The following is a 15412-nucleotide window of genomic DNA, read 5'->3' as shown; positions in this document are numbered from 1 at the left end:
GCCGGATGATGATGTTCTCCGGCCTCCTCCGCATGTCCTGACCACTGCTGAGGAGGCCCCCCAACCGGCGGCCCCTCACCGGGCCGGCACCATCCGCCCGGGGCCAGGAAGGTAGCGATGAGCCGCTACAACGTCATGACATCCATTCCGTACGTCAACGGCAAGCCGCACGTCGGCCATGCCCTGGAACTGATCCAGGCCGATGTGCTGGCGCGGCACCGGCGGCAGCGCGGCGACGAGGTGCGCGCACAGACCGGCACCGATGACAACGCGCTGAAGAACGTGCAGGCCGCCGAGGTCGAGGGGATCACCCCGGCCGACTACGTCGAGCGGGTGGCGCAGAACTTCCTCAAGCTCGGCGAGGCGCTGGAGCTGTCCTTCGACGACTTCATCAAGACCAGCTCCGACCCCCGGCACAAGCCGGGCGTGGACAAGCTGTGGGAGCTGTGCGCCAAGCAGGGCGACTTCTACCGCAAGAGCTACACCGGTCTGTACTGCGTTGGCTGCGAGCTGTTCTACGCCGAGGCCGAACTCGTCGACGGCAAGTGCCCTGAACACGGCACGGTGCCGGAGGAGATCGAGGAGAACAACTGGTTCTTCCGGCTTTCCCGGTACCAGGACCAGCTCATCGAGCTGATCTCCACCGACAAGCTGCGGGTCGAGCCGCCGCACCGCAAGCGCGAGGTGCTGGCCTTCATCTCCTCCGGCCTGGAGGACTTCAGCTGCTCGCGCAGCATGGCCAGGGCCAGGGGCTGGGGCATTCCGGTGCCCGGCGACCCCGAGCAGGTCATCTACGTGTGGTTCGACGCGCTGGCCAACTACATCACCGCACCCGGCTTCGGCACCGACGAGGCCGGCTACCGGCACTGGTGGTCCGAGGACGTCGAGCAGGTGCACGTGATCGGCAAGGGCATCATCCGCTTCCACGCGGTGTACTGGCCTGCCATGCTGCTCTCCGGCGGGCTGCCGCTGCCCTCGACGATCTTCGTGCACGAGTACCTGACCGCGGGCGGCCAGAAGATCAGCAAGTCGCTGGGCAACGCCGAGGACCCGGCCGACATCGTGGCCGCCTACGGCAGTGACGCGATGCGCTGGTGGATGCTGCGTGACGTGGCCAGGGCCGGGGACACCGACTACACCGCCGAGCGGCTGGTCACCAGGGCGAATGAGGATCTGGCCAACAACATGGGCAACCTGGTCAACCGCGCGGTGTCCATGGTGCGCAAGTACCGCGACGGCGCGATCCCGCCGGTGGCCGACGACAACCCGGCCGCCGCCGCACTGCGCGCCGCGCGGGCCGAGGCCGGGCCGACCATTGACGAGGCGCTGGCCAACTTCGACTTCCGGCGCGCGGTCGAGTCGATCAGCCGGATCGGCGATGAGGCCAACCGCTTCGTCGAGGCCACCACCCCGTGGGCGCTGGCCAAGGCGGAGAAGAAGGACGACGCCCCGCCTGCCGCGCTGGACGCGGTGCTGGCCGAGCTGGTGGCCACGGTTCGCGAACTGGCCCAGCACCTGGTGCCGTTCCTGCCCTCGGCCACCGCCCGGATCGCCCAGCAGGTCGGCGACGGCGGCGACACGGTGGCCGAGCCCAAGCCGGTCTTCCCCCGGCTGGAACTGGCTGCCGCCGAATAATCCTGGCGCCGGTGCCGCCCCAGCCGCGGGCGGCACCGTCCGGCGTCAGTCCAGCGTGAACGGGTCGTACCGGATCCGGTCCAGCGGCGTGCCGGCCACCAGCATCCGGGACACGGTGGCCCTGATCATCGCCGGGGAACCGCACACCAGCACGTCCCGGTCGTTCCAGGCGCCGTAGCGGGTGACCACATCGGCCAGGGTGCCGTGTTCCACGCCGCGGGCGCCGGGATCGGATTCCAGCACCGGCACCACGGTCAGCCACGGGTTGCCCATGGCCAGCCGCTGCACGGTGTCCAGGTCGTACAGGTCGCCGCGGGCCCGGCCGCCGTAGAACAGGTGCACCTTCGGGTTCTCCCCGTAGGCGGCCATCTCGTCCAGCATCGCCCGCATCGGCGCGATGCCGGTGCCGCCGGCCACCATCAGGATGTCCCGCTTGCTGGTGCGGTCGATGCCCATCCGGCCCATTGGCGGGCCGACCCGCCAGGTATCGCCGATCTGGGTGTGGCCCACCACGGACCGGCTCACCCAGCCGTTGGTCACCGCGCGGATGTGGAACTCCATCACGCCGTCCGGGCTGGGCGCGTTGGCCGGGGAGAAGTAGCGCCAGAGCCGGGGGCGCTGCGGGGTCTCCACGCTCAGGTACTGCCCGGCGCGGTAGGGCACCGGGTGGTCGGGCTTGAGCCGGACCACGGCCAGGTCCCAGCTCAGCCGCTGGTGCTCGATCACGCTGGCGGTCCAGAACGCCGGATTGTCGTCGGTGGCCGCCGACTCGAGCATGGTCTGGGCCATGATCGTGTAAGCCTCGGCCCAGGCACGTTCCACCGGGGGCGTCCAGGCGTCGCCGGCGAACCGCTTGATCGCGGCGAGCAGCGCGGTGCCCACCGCCTCGTAGTGCACCGAGACCACACCGAACTTGCGGTGGTCGCGGCCGAGTTGCTTGAGGAAGGGCACCAGATCGTCTGGGCGGTCCACCATCTGCACGACGTGGACGAGGGCGCGCAGCAAGCGGCTGCGCTGCACCTCCATATTGGCCGGGAACAGCTCACGGGTGGTCGGTGCGAGGCTGAAGAGCATCCCGTAGAAGAACTGGGCGACTTCCTCGGCGCGCGGCTCGATCACCGCGAAGCTCTCGCGGATCAGGCGCACCATCGCGGTGACCCCTGGCGGAGGTTCCCGGTGCGGGGGCTGGGTCGGGTTGAGCACGGCGTTCGCGGTCATAGTCCGGGCGCAGTCTTCTCCACGTTGTTCGGCACGCCCATCCGACGCACCGATGGTGACCAGCATCCCCCGACAGAGTTGGACATTAACCCCTCCCTCGGGTCATCGGAGCCTTGATGCCACGTTCGAGTGCAATTTGCTTACTGCGTGTGTACATGTGCTCCGCGCAACGGGCTACCGTTGGCAGGGCGATGTGCGTGACCACACCTCCTCGTGACACGGTGGGCACCGTGATGCCCGACACTCCGGTCCCGACCGGCACTGCCGATCCTGACTTGTTGCTACTGGAGCTGTCCGATTCACCGGCCCGTGTCACCGAGGTGGCGGCGGTCGTACCCGGTGATCACACACGGCAGCAGGCCGTCACGTCCAGTGTGCCAGTCGAGGAATCTGCGGATTCCGCTCGCAGCGCGACGAGCGGTAACGACACTTCAGCCGCGCGTACCCGCCAACTGGATGCCCCCACCCGGGTCATCGCCCGGCCTGCACAGCAACTGAGCCTCGGCATGGAGACCACCAGGCGGATCGAACTGCCCCCGCGCGGCCTCTCCGGCCCGGCCGATCCACTGCCGCCCGCCCCCGCCGGCCTGCCCGGATCCCGCGGCGAGCACCTGTTGCAGCGTGCCTTCGGCACCGAGTCCAGGGCGGCCCGGTTCTACTCGGATCAGGTGCTGGATCACCTCAATCCGGTGATGACCGAGTTCGTCGGGCGAATGGAAATGCTGTTTGTGGCCACCGCCGATGGTCACGGAGAGTGTGATTCTTCACTGCGTGCTGGGCCGCGCGGGTTCATCCAGGTGCTGGATGACAAGCACGTCGCTTACCCGGAGTACCGGGGCAATGGGGTGCTGGCCAGTCTCGGCAACATCAGTGAGAACCCGCACGTCGGCCTGATGATGATCGACTTCGTGGATGACGTGATCGGTCTGCACGTCAACGGGCGGGCCCGGATCGTCGATGACGCCGACCTGCGGACCGAGCACCCGCGGCTGCCCGCGGACTTCGAGCGCGGGCGCACCCCGGAACGCTGGGTGGTGGTCGAGGTCGAGGAGGCCTACGTGCACTGCCGCAAGCACATCCCGCGGATGGTGCCGGTGCTGCGGGACCGGGACTGGGGCACCGACGACGTCAAGCGCAAGGGCGGCGACTACTTCGAGGCCAAGGCGATGCCGAAGCCGTGGCGGGACTCCACCGGGTCTTGACCTGCACTGGGTACGGTATGTCCTGGTTCTGGGGGCAGGCTGTACGTACGGGAGCGCTGTGACATTGGTCGACCCTGGCAAGCAGGTCTCCGGAGACAGCGACGACCCGGTGCGCCGGACGGCGGCCGAGGCGGTGGAGCGTGAGCTGGCCCTGCTGATGCGCCGGTCCAGGAGCATGTCGATGTCCCTGGCCGCCCGGATCCACCCCGAGCTGGACTCCGCGGCCTACGCGCTGCTGCTGCTGATCGATGACCGCGAGTCGGTGCGCGCCACTGACCTGGTCGAACAGCTCGGCCTGGACAAGTCCACGCTGAGCAGGCAGATCGCCCAGCTGCACCGGCTGGAGCTGGTGGAGCGGGTGGCCGACCCGCATGACGGGCGGGCCCGGCTGGTCCAGCTGACCGCTTCCGGCCGCCAGCGCCTCTCCGAGGTGCGGCACGAACGGCGCGGCAAACTGCGTCAGCACTTCCGCACCTGGAGCACCGGCGACCTCGAATCGCTGTCGGGTCTGCTCGGCAGGCTCAACCAGGATCTCTGACCCACTCCACGAAGGTGTGATCGAGACCTCAGCGGCTACCGACCGTAAAAAGGTTGCTATCTGCAACTAACGAGATATAGTTGCGTCAGGCAACCATGGGGGTGGTCAACGTGGACCCACGACCCGATTCCGTCTTCGAACTGCTCCGGCAGGTGAAGAACCTGGTCCAGATCCGGCACGCGGTCGCGCACCGGGTCTGGCGGGACGAGCGCGAGCTGCACCTCGCCGCGGTCGGCCTGCTGGCCGAGCTGGTGGTCAACGGACCGCGCCGCTCCGGCGAGATCGCCCAGGAACGCGCGGTCGATCCCTCCGTGGTGAGCAGGCAGGTGGCCCAGCTGCAACGCGCCGGTCTGGTGGAACGCCGGATCTCGCCGGAGGACGGGCGGGCCATGTTGCTCAGCGCGACCCCGGCCGGGATCACGCTGATCGAGCAGTGGAAACAGGAGCAGATCGAGTGGATGCGGAGCGCGCTGTCGGACTGGACGGACGAGGATCTCGCCAGGGCGAGCTGACTGATCGAACGGCTGACCTGCGACCTGCGTGGCGGACTGAGTCCGAAGCGGGTGGCGGCCACCGGGTGAGCCCGCCCGAACCCCGGGATCCCGAGGCGCTGGCGCCGATGTCGCACCGGGAGATCCTGCGGGCGCTGACCGGCCTGCTGCTCTCCCTGCTGGTGGCCATCCTCAGCTCCACCATCGTGGCCAACGCGCTGCCCAGCATCCTCAAGGACCTGCACGGCAGCCAGGGTCAGTACACCTGGGTGGTCACCGCGACCCTGCTGGCCGCCACCGCGACCACCCCGATCTGGGGCAAACTCGCCGACCTGCTCAGCAAGAAACTGCTCTACCAGGTGGCCATCGGGCTCTTCGCCCTCGGCTCGATCCTGGCCGGGATCGCCACCTCCATGCCCGAGCTGATCGCCTACCGCGCGGTGCAGGGCCTGGGCGTCGGCGGCCTGCAGGCACTGGCCCAGGTGGTCATCGCGGCCATGGTCAGCCCGCGCGAACGCGGCCGCTACGCCGGCTACACCGGTGCGGTGATCGCGGTGGCCACAGTCAGCGGACCGCTGGTCGGCGGGTTCATCGTGGACACCCCGTGGCTGGGCTGGCGCTACTGCTTCTTCCTGGTCGTGCCGCTGGCCCTGGCCGCGATGGTGGTCATCCACAAGACGCTGCACCTGCCGGTGCTGCGCCGCAAGGTCCGGATCGACTGGCTGGGCGCCACCCTGATCATCGGCGGGGTCAGCCTGCTGATGCTGTGGGTCTCCTTCGCGGGCAAGGACTTCGGCTGGATCTCCCCGACCAGCGGGCTCTACCTGCTGGGCGCGGTGCTCGCGCTCGGACTCGCGGTGTTCGTGGAGTCCAGGGCGGCCGAGCCGGTGGTGCCGCCCCGGCTGTTCCGGGACCGCACCGTGCTGCTGTCCGTGCTGGCCAGCCTGGGCATCGGCACCGCGATGTTCGGCGCCTCGGTGTTCATCGGCCAGTACTTCCAGCAGGCCCGCGGCTTCAGCCCGACCGTGGCCGGACTGCTCGGCATGCCGCTGGCCCTGGGCTACGTGCTCACCTCGACCTGGTCCGGCCGCCGGATCACCAAGACCGGCCGGTGGAAGATCTACCTGGTCACCGGCGCGATCGCGCTCTTCGCCGGGCTCGCCCTGCTGGCCACCATCACGCACACCAGCCCGGTCTGGCTGCTCGCGGGCTACCTGTTGATCGTCGGCATCGGCATGGGCCTGACCATGCAGAACCTGGTGCTCGCGGTGCAGAACGCGGTGCAGGCCACCGACCTCGGCGCGGCCAGCTCCTCGGTGATGTTCTTCCGCTCGCTCGGCGGCGCGGCCGGGGTCTCGGTGCTCGGCGCGGTGCTGGCCGGCCGGGTCGGCCAGCTGGTCGGGCACGGCGAGCCGGTCCGGGACGCCCAGGGCGATGCCAGCGGCCTGGTCTTCCTGATCGCCGCCGCACTCGCCCTGGTCGCCCTGGTCTCGATCGCGCTGATCAAGGAAGTCCCGCTGCGCAACAACACGCCAGGCTCCACAGGTGAACACACAGCCACCCCCAAACCTGTGGACAACCCTGGGGAAGCTGTGGATAACCGCGTCCCGCCGGTGGACAGGCTGTTGACGCCTTCGCGGCCCATCAGTGCAGTTGGGGGCAGGTTTGCCCAGGTTGTGGAGGGCTGCCGACGGACGGTGGACAAGGCTGTGGACAACCCTGTGTAAAACCGCTCTGAGCTGGGGATGAGCCACCTGTGGACAAATAACCCGCCGTTTTCCCGCTGTTCACACCCGCAGCTCGGCCGGGAACTCGGTGCCGCGGAGTTCCGGCGGCAGATGGCCGACGTCGTTGTAGACCACCACGACGCTCGGCCGCTCCGGCCGGTAGAGGATCACCGAGAGCCCGCAGTTGTAGTCGGCCAGGTTCAGCCAGGCATGGCTGGGCGCGCCCAGGGCCGCGGCCACGAAGTGCCGGATCAGGTTCCCGTGCGTGACCACCAGTTCCCGCCGGTCCTCCTCGGCCGTCCCGGCGTAGCGGGCCAGCGCCGCCGCGGCCTGTCCCGGCCCCTCATCCGCCAGCACCCCCGGCGACAACCCGGTGAAGAACCCGGCCTGGGCCGGGGTCAGGAACCGGTGCTCCGGGATGCTCGGCACGCACTCCCGCAGCAGGTCAGAGGGGTAGTGCGGGATATCCCGCAGCACCTCGGCGAGCACCTTGACCGTCTGCACCGCCCTGGTCGTGGTGCTGTGGTGCACCGCGGCGAAGGACACCTCCGCCAGCCGGGCCGCGGTGAGCCGGGCCTGCCTGCGGCCAAGCTCGGTGAGCGAGTCGTCCTCGGCCGCCTCGCCGTGCCGGAGGAGGTACAGCAGTCGGTTCGCCATATCTTGTGGGACGTGTGGCCCGGATCTCGGTTGTCAAAAGTGGAGTTGAGCGGAACACGCTCAACTTTTCTGACGTTATCCCTGTGACTGGACGAACGTGCCGATGAGGTGAGGGATGGACGCTTTCAACCCGACCACGAAGACCCAGCAGGCGATCACGTCGGCGGTGCAGGCCGCCGGGGTGGCCGGAAATCCCGATGTCGGGCCGGTGCACCTGCTGGGCGCGCTGCTGGCGCAGGCCGACGGCCTCGCGGCGCCGCTGCTGGCCGCGGTTGGCGCGGATGTCGCCAGGGTGCGGCCCGAACTGGACCGGCTGGCCCAGCAACTCCCGTCCGCCACCGGCGCGACGGTCTCCGCCCCGCAGTTCTCCCGGGAGAGCCTGCGGGTGCTCACCCATGCCCAGCAGCTGGCCACCGAGATGAACGACGAGTTCGTCTCCACCGAGCACCTGCTGGTCGGCCTGGCCGCCGAGGGCGGCAAGGTGGCCGATCTGCTGCGCCGCCACGGCGCGAGTGCCGAGGCGCTGCGCGAGGCATTCGACAAGGTGCGCGGTTCGGGCAGGGTGACCAGCGCCGATCCGGAGAGCACCTACCAGGCGCTGGAGAAGTACGGCGTCGACCTGACCGAGCGCGCCCGCAAGGGCGAGCTGGATCCGGTGGTCGGCCGGGACGCGGAGATCCGCCGGGTGGTGCAGGTGCTGTCCCGGCGCACCAAGAACAACCCGGTGCTCATCGGCGAGCCGGGCGTGGGCAAGACCGCGATCGTGGAGGGCCTTGCCCAGCGGATCGTGGCAGGCGATGTGCCGGAATCCTTGCGCGGCAAGCGAGTGGTCTCCCTGGACCTGGGCGCGATGGTGGCGGGCGCGAAGTTCCGCGGTGAGTTCGAGGAGCGGCTCAAGGCCGTGCTGAAGGAGATCACCGACTCCGCCGGCCAGGTGGTCACCTTCATCGACGAGCTGCACACCATCGTCGGCGCGGGCGCCACCGGCGAGGGCGCGATGGACGCGGGCAACATGATCAAGCCGATGCTGGCCCGCGGTGAGCTGCGGCTGGTCGGCGCGACCACGCTGGATGAGTACCGCAAGCACATCGAGAAGGACCCTGCACTGGAGCGGCGGTTCCAGCAGGTGCTGGTCGGCGAGCCCAGTGTGGCCGACGCGATCGGCATCCTGCGCGGGCTCAAGGAACGCTACGAGGTCCACCACGGCGTGCGGATCACCGACGGCGCGCTGGTCGCCGCGGCCACCCTGTCCGACCGCTACATCACCGCGCGCTTCCTGCCGGACAAGGCCATCGACCTGGTCGACGAGGCCGCCTCCCGGCTGCGGATGGAGATCGACTCCCGGCCGGTGGAGCTGGACGAGGTCGAGCGGGCGGTGCGGCGGCTGGAGATCGAGGAGATGGCGCTGTCCAAAGAGGACGATGCCGGGTCCAGGCACCGGCTGGCCACGCTGCGCGCCGAACTGGCCGACCGGCGCGAGCAGCTCGCCGAGCTGACCGTGCGCTGGAAGGGCGAGAAGGGCGCGATCGACCGCATCCGGGAGCTGAAGGAACAGCTGGAGCAGCTGCGCGGGGAGTCCGAGCGGGCCGAACGGGACAGCGATCTGGGTCGGGCCGCCGAACTGCGCTACGGCCGGATCCCGGCGCTGGAGAAGGAGCTGGAGGCGGCCACCGCGGTCACCGAGGACAAGCAGGCCATGCTCAAGGAGGAGGTCACCGCGGACGATGTCGCCGATGTGGTCTCCGCCTGGACCGGCATCCCGGCAGGCAGGCTGCTCGAAGGCGAGACCGCCAAGCTGCTGCGGATGGAAGAGGCCATCGGGGCCAGGGTGGTCGGCCAGGCCGAGGCGGTCCGGGTGGTCTCCGACGCGGTGCGCCGGGCCAGGGCCGGGGTCGCCGACCCGGACCGCCCGACCGGCTCGTTCCTGTTCCTTGGCCCCACCGGCGTCGGCAAGACCGAGCTGGCCAAGGCCCTCGCGGAGTTCCTCTTCGACGACGAGCGGGCCATGATCCGCGTCGACATGAGCGAGTACGGCGACAAGCACACCGTCGCCCGCCTGGTCGGCGCGCCGCCCGGGTACGTCGGCTACGACCAGGGCGGTCAGCTCACCGAGGCGGTCCGGCGGCGGCCGTACAGCGTGGTGCTGCTGGATGAGGTGGAGAAGGCGCACCCGGACGTCTTCGACGTGCTGCTCCAGGTGCTCGACGACGGCAGGCTCACCGACGGCCAGGGCCGCACGGTGGACTTCCGCAACACCATCCTGGTGCTCACCTCCAACCTCGGCTCGCAGGTGATCGCGGACGCCACCATGTCCGAGCTGGCCCGCAAGGACGCGGTGCTCGCGGTGGTGCAGCGGCACTTCAAGCCGGAGTTCCTCAACCGGCTGGACGACGTGGTGGTCTTCCACGCGCTGGCCACCGAGGAACTGACCTCCATTGTGGACATCCAGGTGCGCAGGCTGGCCCGGCGACTCGCCGAGCGGCGACTCGTTCTGGAAGTCACCGAATCGGCGAAGGGCTGGCTGGCCCTGCAGGGCTTCGACCCGGTCTACGGCGCGCGGCCATTGCGGCGGCTGGTGTCCTCGGCGATCGGTGATCAGCTCGCCCGCAAGCTGCTGGCCGGGGAGATCACCGACGGGGACAAGGTCATGGTCGATGTCCGGGACGACAATTCCGGCCTGGATGTTGCCAAGGCATAAGGCGGGAATCGGCGTGGCCCACTCCGCCAGACGGGTGGGCTACGCCGTTCCGGGTCCGACTTCAGGGCCAATTGGTGCCTACTGGACCGAATGTGATCTCGGCTATGACGGCTCGCACCGCTAGGCTGCGACTGTGGGCATACCTGCGTGGATCTGGTTCTCGGTGGCCGTGCTGGCGGCCATCGCCGGCGCGGTCTTGCTGGGCACGGACCGGGCGCAACGCACAGCGCGCAATCGGGAGCGCCGTCGCTGGGCCGCCTTGCGCGGCTGGCGGTTCACCGATGAGGACCAGGTGCTGCTCACCCAGTGGAAACACGGCGGGCTCGCCTATTCCAAGCAGGGCGTCGCGGTCGACGTGGTGACCGGCTCGATGTTCACCGCCGACGGCCGCCGCCTGGTGCAGGTGCTTGATCACCAGCAGTCGAACAAGGTGACGATGGTGATCGCCGCGGTCCGGATGCGCCGCACCGTGCCCACCATCCTGGAGCTGTGGGAGCCCAGCGTCCCGTTCGCCCGCGAACGCGAGGCCGAGCTGGACCTGTACGGCCCGGTGGGCAACCGCTACGGCTTCACCACTGACATGGCCATCGTGCACCCGCTGATCACGCCGGATTTCGTCGACACCATCGACGAGATCGGCGACGACATCATGGTGGTCTGGCTGGAGGGCTCCTGGGTGCTGGCCGCCGCCCCGCCCAACGCCGACCCGGCCCGGCTGGAGCGGCTGCTCAGCGATCTGGGCGAGGTGGCCGACTTCGTCGACCCGTTCGACGTGGACGCCGCCGACGACACCGCGGCGCCCTCAGCCGACGGCACCCAGCACACCCCGCACTGACTCAGACCTCGCCCTCGTAGGCGAACTTCTCGTAGCCGGCGCCGTCCTTGGCGCCGCGGGTGAGCCCCTTGAGCTGGAGCACGCCTGGCCGGTCGGGCACCAGCAGCCACTGGTCCACCCGCACCGTGCCACCGGCGGGGACCGGTTTGTCCTCGTCGCGCAGCTTGGTCAACTCTTCGGTGGGCTGGCCGGTCGCGCTGACCACCTCGGCCGAGTCGTGCGCGGCGAACGAGCCGCTGAAGGTCGGATCCGGGAAGGGCTGCGGCGCCGGGCTGGTGTTGACCACGGTCACGGTGAACACCACTGCGCGTTTGCCGGGACGCCGGGCGTCCTCGGGCAGCTCGGCCGTCGGGATCGGCCGGGGCGTGGAGACGGTCAGCCGGTAGCCCGCGGCCAGCGTCACCTCGGCGTCGAAGGCGGTGCCGGGCGGGTTGGCGAAGCGGACCACCATGCTGGTGGCCGGTGCGGGCGCCGATGGTTCGGGTGGCGGTTCCGGGGTGCAGGCGGCCAGGGCGAGCACGGCCAGGCCCAGCGGCAGTGTGCCGCGCCGGGTGCTCACACCTCCCCCTCGAAGTAGACCTGGGCGCCCCCGGCCAGGTTCCGTACGTCCAGCCGGAGCAGACCCGGTTTCGCGCCGAGCCCGAAGGCGAGCCGGACCTTGGTCAGCTTGCCTGGCGGCAGGTCCGGCACGCTGATCGTGGTGTCCGACGCGGTCACCGCGCTCACCTCGACGACTTCCTTGCCGCCGTTCTCGGTGAAGGAGCCGGAGCGGCTGATGAAGAGGTCGGTGAGGGTCTTGCTGGTGTTGTTGGTGATGGTCGCGACGAGCAGCACCCAGCGGGCGTGCTTGCGGTCGTCCTCGTCGAGGGTCTGGTCCAGCTGGTACGGCTCCGGTTTGGCGAACTCGATCTTCACCTTGCCCGGGGTCTCCACCGCCTCGCCGAACTTGCCCGTCCGCGCCGCCGTGGAGCTGGGCCCTGGCAGGCCGCTCGGCAGCACCGGGACCGGCACCGGGATGAGCGTGCAGCCCGCCGAACCGAGTAGCAGGGTGCCGATTACAACGATGGAAATTGCGCGCAAGTTGATCTCCCCCAGAGCTGCGCCCGAATTGCCGGTCAGACCTCGCCGGCGAAGGTGACGTCCTGGTACTTCGCGCCCTGGTCGGGCGAGGCCGCGACCAGCAGGGTCCCGGCCGACTCGCTGACGGAGAAGCCGACCTGCCAGTGGATGGTGCGGCCGACGGGCAGTTCCGCCGCATCCGGGCTGATGCCGATCTTGCCGACCTTGTCCACCAGCGGTTCGGCGTCCACGATCCGGCCGGTGCCGCGTTCGGAGAAGGTGCCGTCCAGCTTGGTCATCGGCAGCCGCAGCGGCGCGCTGCCGCCGTTGCTGACGGTCATGGTGAGCTGTACGCCGCGGCGGCCGGGGCCGATCAGCGGCGAGCGCAGCGGGGTGGGGCGGGAGAACTCAACGGACACGCCGTCGGCCCAGCTGTAGCGCTGCCCGAACTGCGCGGTGCGCGGCACGGTCGCGGTGTACTGCCCGGTCGAACCATGCTGCTCCGGCAGTGCGGGCAGGCAGCCGGTCGCGCCCAGCGTCAGGCCGCAGACAGCGGTGGCGAATGCCGCACGCTTCATGGTGTGTCCCCCTCGATCAACAATGATCGCCCCCCGGCTGTCATTGTCCCGCTGATCAACTTCCTGGTCACCTTATTCGGCCCTAACGGGCAGACCTCCCTGCCGGGTCTTGACGGCTCAGGCGGTGCCTTCGAAGACCGCCCTCGGCTGCGCCCCGACCAGGTCAGGGGACACCTCCACGCGCAGCGGCCCTGGCTGTTCCGGCAGGCCGAAGGCGACCGTGCCCTGGAAGGTCTGGCCCGGCGCCAGGTCGGGCGTGTCCAGGCCGATGCCGATGTTGGCCGCCTGGTCGCGGATGCTGGGCGCCTTGGCGGCCTCCGGATCGGGCACCCCGGTGCGGCGGGCGGAGAAGACCATGATCGCCGGCTTGACCGGGCGGTCGGTGCGGTTGACCAGGGTGACCGCGAAGGCCATCACCCGGCCGATGTTCGGGTACAGCCCGCGGGCCTGTTCGGACAGGGTGTGCGGGGTGGCCGCGCCGAGGGTGATCTCCAGGCCGCTCGGCCAGGCGAACCGGCCGCCGAAGCTCGGGATCGGCGGGATGGTCGAGGTGGACTGGGTGGTCGGTGTCGGCGGCGCGGGCAGAGTGAGTCCGCAGCCGCCCAGCAAGCCGATTGAGACGATCACCAGCGCTGTGATGGTCGTTCGCATGCACGTCCCCCCGAGTGCTTGATCACCTACACGGGTGACTTCGTCCCGTTATATCCACTTCGTTACCAGTTCTCTACGCCGAGTGCAGCCCGGTAGGTTGCTTGTTATGCCGATCGCGCTAGTTACCGGGCCCACCGCAGGGATTGGCGCGGCCTTTGCCCGCCGCCTGGCCGCGGAGGGGCACGATCTGGTGCTGGTCGCGCGCAATGCCACCCGGCTGGGTGAACTCGCTGATCAGCTCACCGCGCGGCACGGGATCAAGGCCGAGGTGCTGGTCGCCGATCTGGCCGACCCCGGGCAGCGCGCGGCGGTGGAGGCGCGGCTGCGGGACACCGCCGCGCCGATCGACCTGCTGGTCAACAACGCCGGTCTGGGCACCGGCCGGGACTTCCTGGAGAACAGCCCGGAAGAGCTGCTGCACCAGCACGAGGTCAACGTGACCAGCGTGCTGCGGCTGACCCACGCGGTGCTGCCGGGCATGCGCGAGCGCGGCAGTGGCGCGGTGATCAACGTGTCCAGCGTGGCCGGGTTCTTCCCCGGCCGCGGCTCCACCTACAGCGCGGGCAAGAGTTACGTGACCCTGCTGTCCGAGGGCCTGGCGATGAGCCTGGCAGGCACCGGGGTCAAGGTCATGGCGCTGTGCCCCGGCTTCGTGCGCACCGAGTTCCACCAGCGGGCGCAGATCGACATGTCCGGCACGCCGGGCTTCTTCTGGCTCGACGCCGACCGCCTGGTGCACGACAGCCTGGCCGACCTGCGCGCCGGCAAGATCGTCTCGGTGCCCAGCCTCCAGTACAAGGCGCTGGTCGCGATCACCAAGTTCCTGCCGCGCACCCTGCTCCGCAGACTGGCCTCCCGCGTCGGCGGGGGCCGCGGCCGCACCTGATCCGCGATGGCCTTCCTGCTGGTGCTGGTGCTGGTCTTCGTGGCCGCGGTGGCGATCGGGGTGCCGGTCCTGCTGGTGTGGGCGCATCGCCGGGAGCGGGCGCGGCAGGCCGCGCTGACCGTGGCCGCCGCCCAGCTCGGCTGGCAGCACGGCTGGACCCCGCCCAAGGTGCTGCGGGACCGGTTCACCGTGCGGAACTCGCCGTTCGGACCGGGACTGCCCAGCGGTGAGTCGATCACCGGGACGCACCGGGGGCTGCCGCTGGTGGCCTTCCGCGCCCAGGTCAGCCAGCAGGTGCACGATGCCCAGTCCACCATCGACTTCGTGGTGCTCGCCCTGCCGCTGCGGGCACCGGCGCCCGAGCTGACCCTGGTCCAGCGCCGGGCCGGGCAGGGGCTGCTGCGGTTGTTCGGCACCCGGCGTCAGCCCACCGGCGATCCGGCCTTCGACGACGACTTCTTCGTCGAGTGCCAGGTGCCCGAGTTCGTCGGGCACCTGCTCAACCCGCGGCTGCGGCACTGGCTGCTGCACCATCCGCACGCCCGCGAGGTCAGCCTGCGCTGGGGGCCAGGTGATCTGGTGCTGTGGTGGCCGGGGCGGTTCGAGCTGCCCGCGGTGCGGTGGCTCGCCGAGTACGCCGGTGAGCTGATGTGCTTAGCTGACCCTTCGTGACCTCCCAGATCAACCCCCAGGCCAAGGCCGAGCTGGCCGCTCTCGTGCGTGAACTGGCCGTGGTGCACGGCAAGGTGACGCTGTCCTCCGGCAAACAGGCCGACTACTACGTCGACCTGCGGCGGGCCACCCTGCACCACGCGGCCGCACCGCTGATCGGCCGCCTGCTCGCCCAGCTCACCGCGGACTGGGACTACGCCGCCGTCGGCGGACTCACCCTGGGCGCGGACCCGGTGGCCACCGCGATGATGCACGCCAGCGCCGCCGATCCCGCGCTGCGCACGGTGGACTCCTTCGTGGTGCGCAAGGCGCAGAAGGCACACGGCCTGCAGCGCTCGGTCGAGGGCCCGGACGTGGTCGGCAAGCGGGTGCTCGCGGTGGAGGACACCTCCACCACCGGCGGCAGCGTGCTGACCGCGGTGACCACCCTGCGCGAGGTCGGCGCCGAGGTCATCGGCGTGGCCACCGTGGTGGACCGGGGCACCGGCGCGCGGGAGGCGATCGAAGCCGAGGGGCTGCCCTACCGCTACCTGCTCGACCTGGCAGACCTGGGGCTCTGACCACG

At 70.0% G+C, this 15412-nt stretch carries 16 protein-coding genes; 10 read left to right on the top strand and 6 right to left on the bottom strand.

Annotated features, from left to right (window positions below; translation table 11 throughout):
- The first annotated feature begins 117 nt into the window (after positions 1-117).
- Positions 118-1635, top strand: coding sequence for a methionine--tRNA ligase (metG, locus tag ACTOWY_RS10995; RefSeq protein WP_441309493.1), 1518 nt, complete (start codon positions 118-120; stop codon positions 1633-1635).
- A 45-nt stretch (positions 1636-1680) separates the two neighbouring features.
- Here the strand turns inward: metG and ACTOWY_RS10990 are convergent, their stop codons facing one another.
- Positions 1681-2784: an FAD-binding oxidoreductase gene (locus ACTOWY_RS10990; protein ID WP_441309539.1), complete on the bottom strand. Its 1104-nt coding sequence runs from the start codon at positions 2782-2784 to the stop codon at positions 1681-1683.
- Between the two features lie 575 nt (positions 2785-3359).
- Here ACTOWY_RS10990 and ACTOWY_RS10985 point away from each other — a divergent pair.
- From ACTOWY_RS10985 to ACTOWY_RS10970, 4 genes are all read left to right on the top strand, one after another.
- A complete protein-coding gene (locus ACTOWY_RS10985) occupies positions 3360-4055 on the top strand; it encodes a pyridoxamine 5'-phosphate oxidase family protein (RefSeq protein WP_441309492.1) in 696 nt (231 codons plus the stop codon).
- A 58-nt stretch (positions 4056-4113) separates the two neighbouring features.
- Positions 4114-4593, top strand: a complete 480-nt coding sequence (locus ACTOWY_RS10980) for a MarR family winged helix-turn-helix transcriptional regulator (protein ID WP_441309491.1) — start codon at positions 4114-4116, stop codon at positions 4591-4593.
- A gap of 110 nt (positions 4594-4703) precedes the next feature.
- The gene (locus ACTOWY_RS10975; RefSeq protein ID WP_441309490.1) at positions 4704-5105 is read left to right on the top strand and encodes a MarR family winged helix-turn-helix transcriptional regulator; all 402 of its coding nucleotides are present in this window, start codon (positions 4704-4706) and stop codon (positions 5103-5105) included.
- Positions 5106-5170: 65 nt separating this feature from the next.
- On the top strand, positions 5171-6811 hold the full coding sequence (locus ACTOWY_RS10970; protein ID WP_441309489.1) for an MDR family MFS transporter: 1641 nt from the start codon (positions 5171-5173) through the stop codon (positions 6809-6811).
- A 60-nt stretch (positions 6812-6871) separates the two neighbouring features.
- On the opposite strand, the gene ACTOWY_RS10965 is transcribed toward ACTOWY_RS10970, so the two are convergent.
- Positions 6872-7468 (bottom strand): histidine phosphatase family protein, encoded by a 597-nt coding sequence (locus tag ACTOWY_RS10965; RefSeq protein WP_441309488.1) that lies wholly within the window; start codon positions 7466-7468, stop codon positions 6872-6874.
- Positions 7469-7583: 115 nt separating this feature from the next.
- Between ACTOWY_RS10965 and clpB the strand changes: the two genes are divergently transcribed.
- Positions 7584-10166, top strand: a complete 2583-nt coding sequence (gene clpB / locus ACTOWY_RS10960; protein WP_441309487.1) for an ATP-dependent chaperone ClpB — start codon at positions 7584-7586, stop codon at positions 10164-10166.
- Positions 10167-10299: 133 nt separating this feature from the next.
- Complete coding sequence (locus tag ACTOWY_RS10955) at positions 10300-11001, top strand: hypothetical protein (RefSeq protein ID WP_185000829.1); 702 nt, start codon at positions 10300-10302, stop codon at positions 10999-11001.
- A gap of 1 nt (position 11002) precedes the next feature.
- On the opposite strand, the gene ACTOWY_RS10950 is transcribed toward ACTOWY_RS10955, so the two are convergent.
- From ACTOWY_RS10950 to ACTOWY_RS10935, 4 genes are all read right to left on the bottom strand, one after another.
- Positions 11003-11560, bottom strand: coding sequence for a hypothetical protein (locus ACTOWY_RS10950; RefSeq protein ID WP_441309486.1), 558 nt, complete (start codon positions 11558-11560; stop codon positions 11003-11005).
- Positions 11557-12081 (bottom strand): hypothetical protein, encoded by a 525-nt coding sequence (locus ACTOWY_RS10945; protein ID WP_441309485.1) that lies wholly within the window; start codon positions 12079-12081, stop codon positions 11557-11559. Before ACTOWY_RS10945 ends, ACTOWY_RS10950 begins: the two co-directional genes overlap by 4 nt.
- A gap of 35 nt (positions 12082-12116) precedes the next feature.
- A complete protein-coding gene (locus tag ACTOWY_RS10940) occupies positions 12117-12638 on the bottom strand; it encodes a hypothetical protein (protein WP_441309484.1) in 522 nt (173 codons plus the stop codon).
- Positions 12639-12755: 117 nt separating this feature from the next.
- Positions 12756-13289 carry a hypothetical protein gene (locus ACTOWY_RS10935; protein ID WP_441309483.1) on the bottom strand — a complete coding sequence of 178 codons (534 nt, stop codon included), beginning with the start codon at positions 13287-13289 and terminating at the stop codon, positions 12756-12758.
- 106 nt (positions 13290-13395) lie between these two features.
- On the opposite strand from ACTOWY_RS10935, the gene ACTOWY_RS10930 reads away from it, so the two are divergent.
- The 3 genes from ACTOWY_RS10930 to pyrE are packed head-to-tail and all read left to right on the top strand — an operon-like array spanning position 13396 to position 15407.
- Positions 13396-14175 carry an SDR family NAD(P)-dependent oxidoreductase gene (locus ACTOWY_RS10930; protein ID WP_441309482.1) on the top strand — a complete coding sequence of 260 codons (780 nt, stop codon included), beginning with the start codon at positions 13396-13398 and terminating at the stop codon, positions 14173-14175.
- 6 nt (positions 14176-14181) lie between these two features.
- Positions 14182-14847 (top strand): hypothetical protein, encoded by a 666-nt coding sequence (locus ACTOWY_RS10925; RefSeq protein WP_441309481.1) that lies wholly within the window; start codon positions 14182-14184, stop codon positions 14845-14847.
- A complete protein-coding gene (gene pyrE, locus ACTOWY_RS10920) occupies positions 14844-15407 on the top strand; it encodes an orotate phosphoribosyltransferase (RefSeq protein WP_441309480.1) in 564 nt (187 codons plus the stop codon). The genes ACTOWY_RS10925 and pyrE overlap by 4 nt, the downstream gene beginning before the upstream one ends.
- Positions 15408-15412 lie beyond the last annotated feature (5 nt).

This window comes from Crossiella sp. CA198 (assembly GCF_052078295.1).
In the GTDB taxonomy this organism is placed as follows: Bacteria; Actinomycetota; Actinomycetes; order Mycobacteriales; family Pseudonocardiaceae; genus Crossiella.
The sequence above is the reverse complement of the archived record's forward strand: the minus strand, read 5'-3'. Positions and strand labels throughout refer to the sequence as shown.

What these genes read in the sequence shown, in the direction of transcription:
- metG (WP_441309493.1), top strand. Translation starts at nt 118, where the DNA reads ATGAGCCGCTACAACGTCATGACATCCATTCCGTACGTCAACGGCAAG.
- ACTOWY_RS10990 (WP_441309539.1), bottom strand. Translation starts at nt 2,784, where the DNA reads ATGGTGCGCCTGATCCGCGAGAGCTTCGCGGTGATCGAGCCGCGCGCC.
- ACTOWY_RS10985 (WP_441309492.1), top strand. Translation starts at nt 3,360, where the DNA reads ATGGAGACCACCAGGCGGATCGAACTGCCCCCGCGCGGCCTCTCCGGC.
- ACTOWY_RS10965 (WP_441309488.1), bottom strand. Translation starts at nt 7,468, where the DNA reads ATGGCGAACCGACTGCTGTACCTCCTCCGGCACGGCGAGGCGGCCGAG.
- clpB (WP_441309487.1), top strand. Translation starts at nt 7,584, where the DNA reads ATGGACGCTTTCAACCCGACCACGAAGACCCAGCAGGCGATCACGTCG.
- ACTOWY_RS10940 (WP_441309484.1), bottom strand. Translation starts at nt 12,638, where the DNA reads ATGAAGCGTGCGGCATTCGCCACCGCTGTCTGCGGCCTGACGCTGGGC.
- ACTOWY_RS10935 (WP_441309483.1), bottom strand. Translation starts at nt 13,289, where the DNA reads ATGCGAACGACCATCACAGCGCTGGTGATCGTCTCAATCGGCTTGCTG.
- ACTOWY_RS10930 (WP_441309482.1), top strand. Translation starts at nt 13,396, where the DNA reads ATGCCGATCGCGCTAGTTACCGGGCCCACCGCAGGGATTGGCGCGGCC.
- ACTOWY_RS10925 (WP_441309481.1), top strand. Translation starts at nt 14,182, where the DNA reads ATGGCCTTCCTGCTGGTGCTGGTGCTGGTCTTCGTGGCCGCGGTGGCG.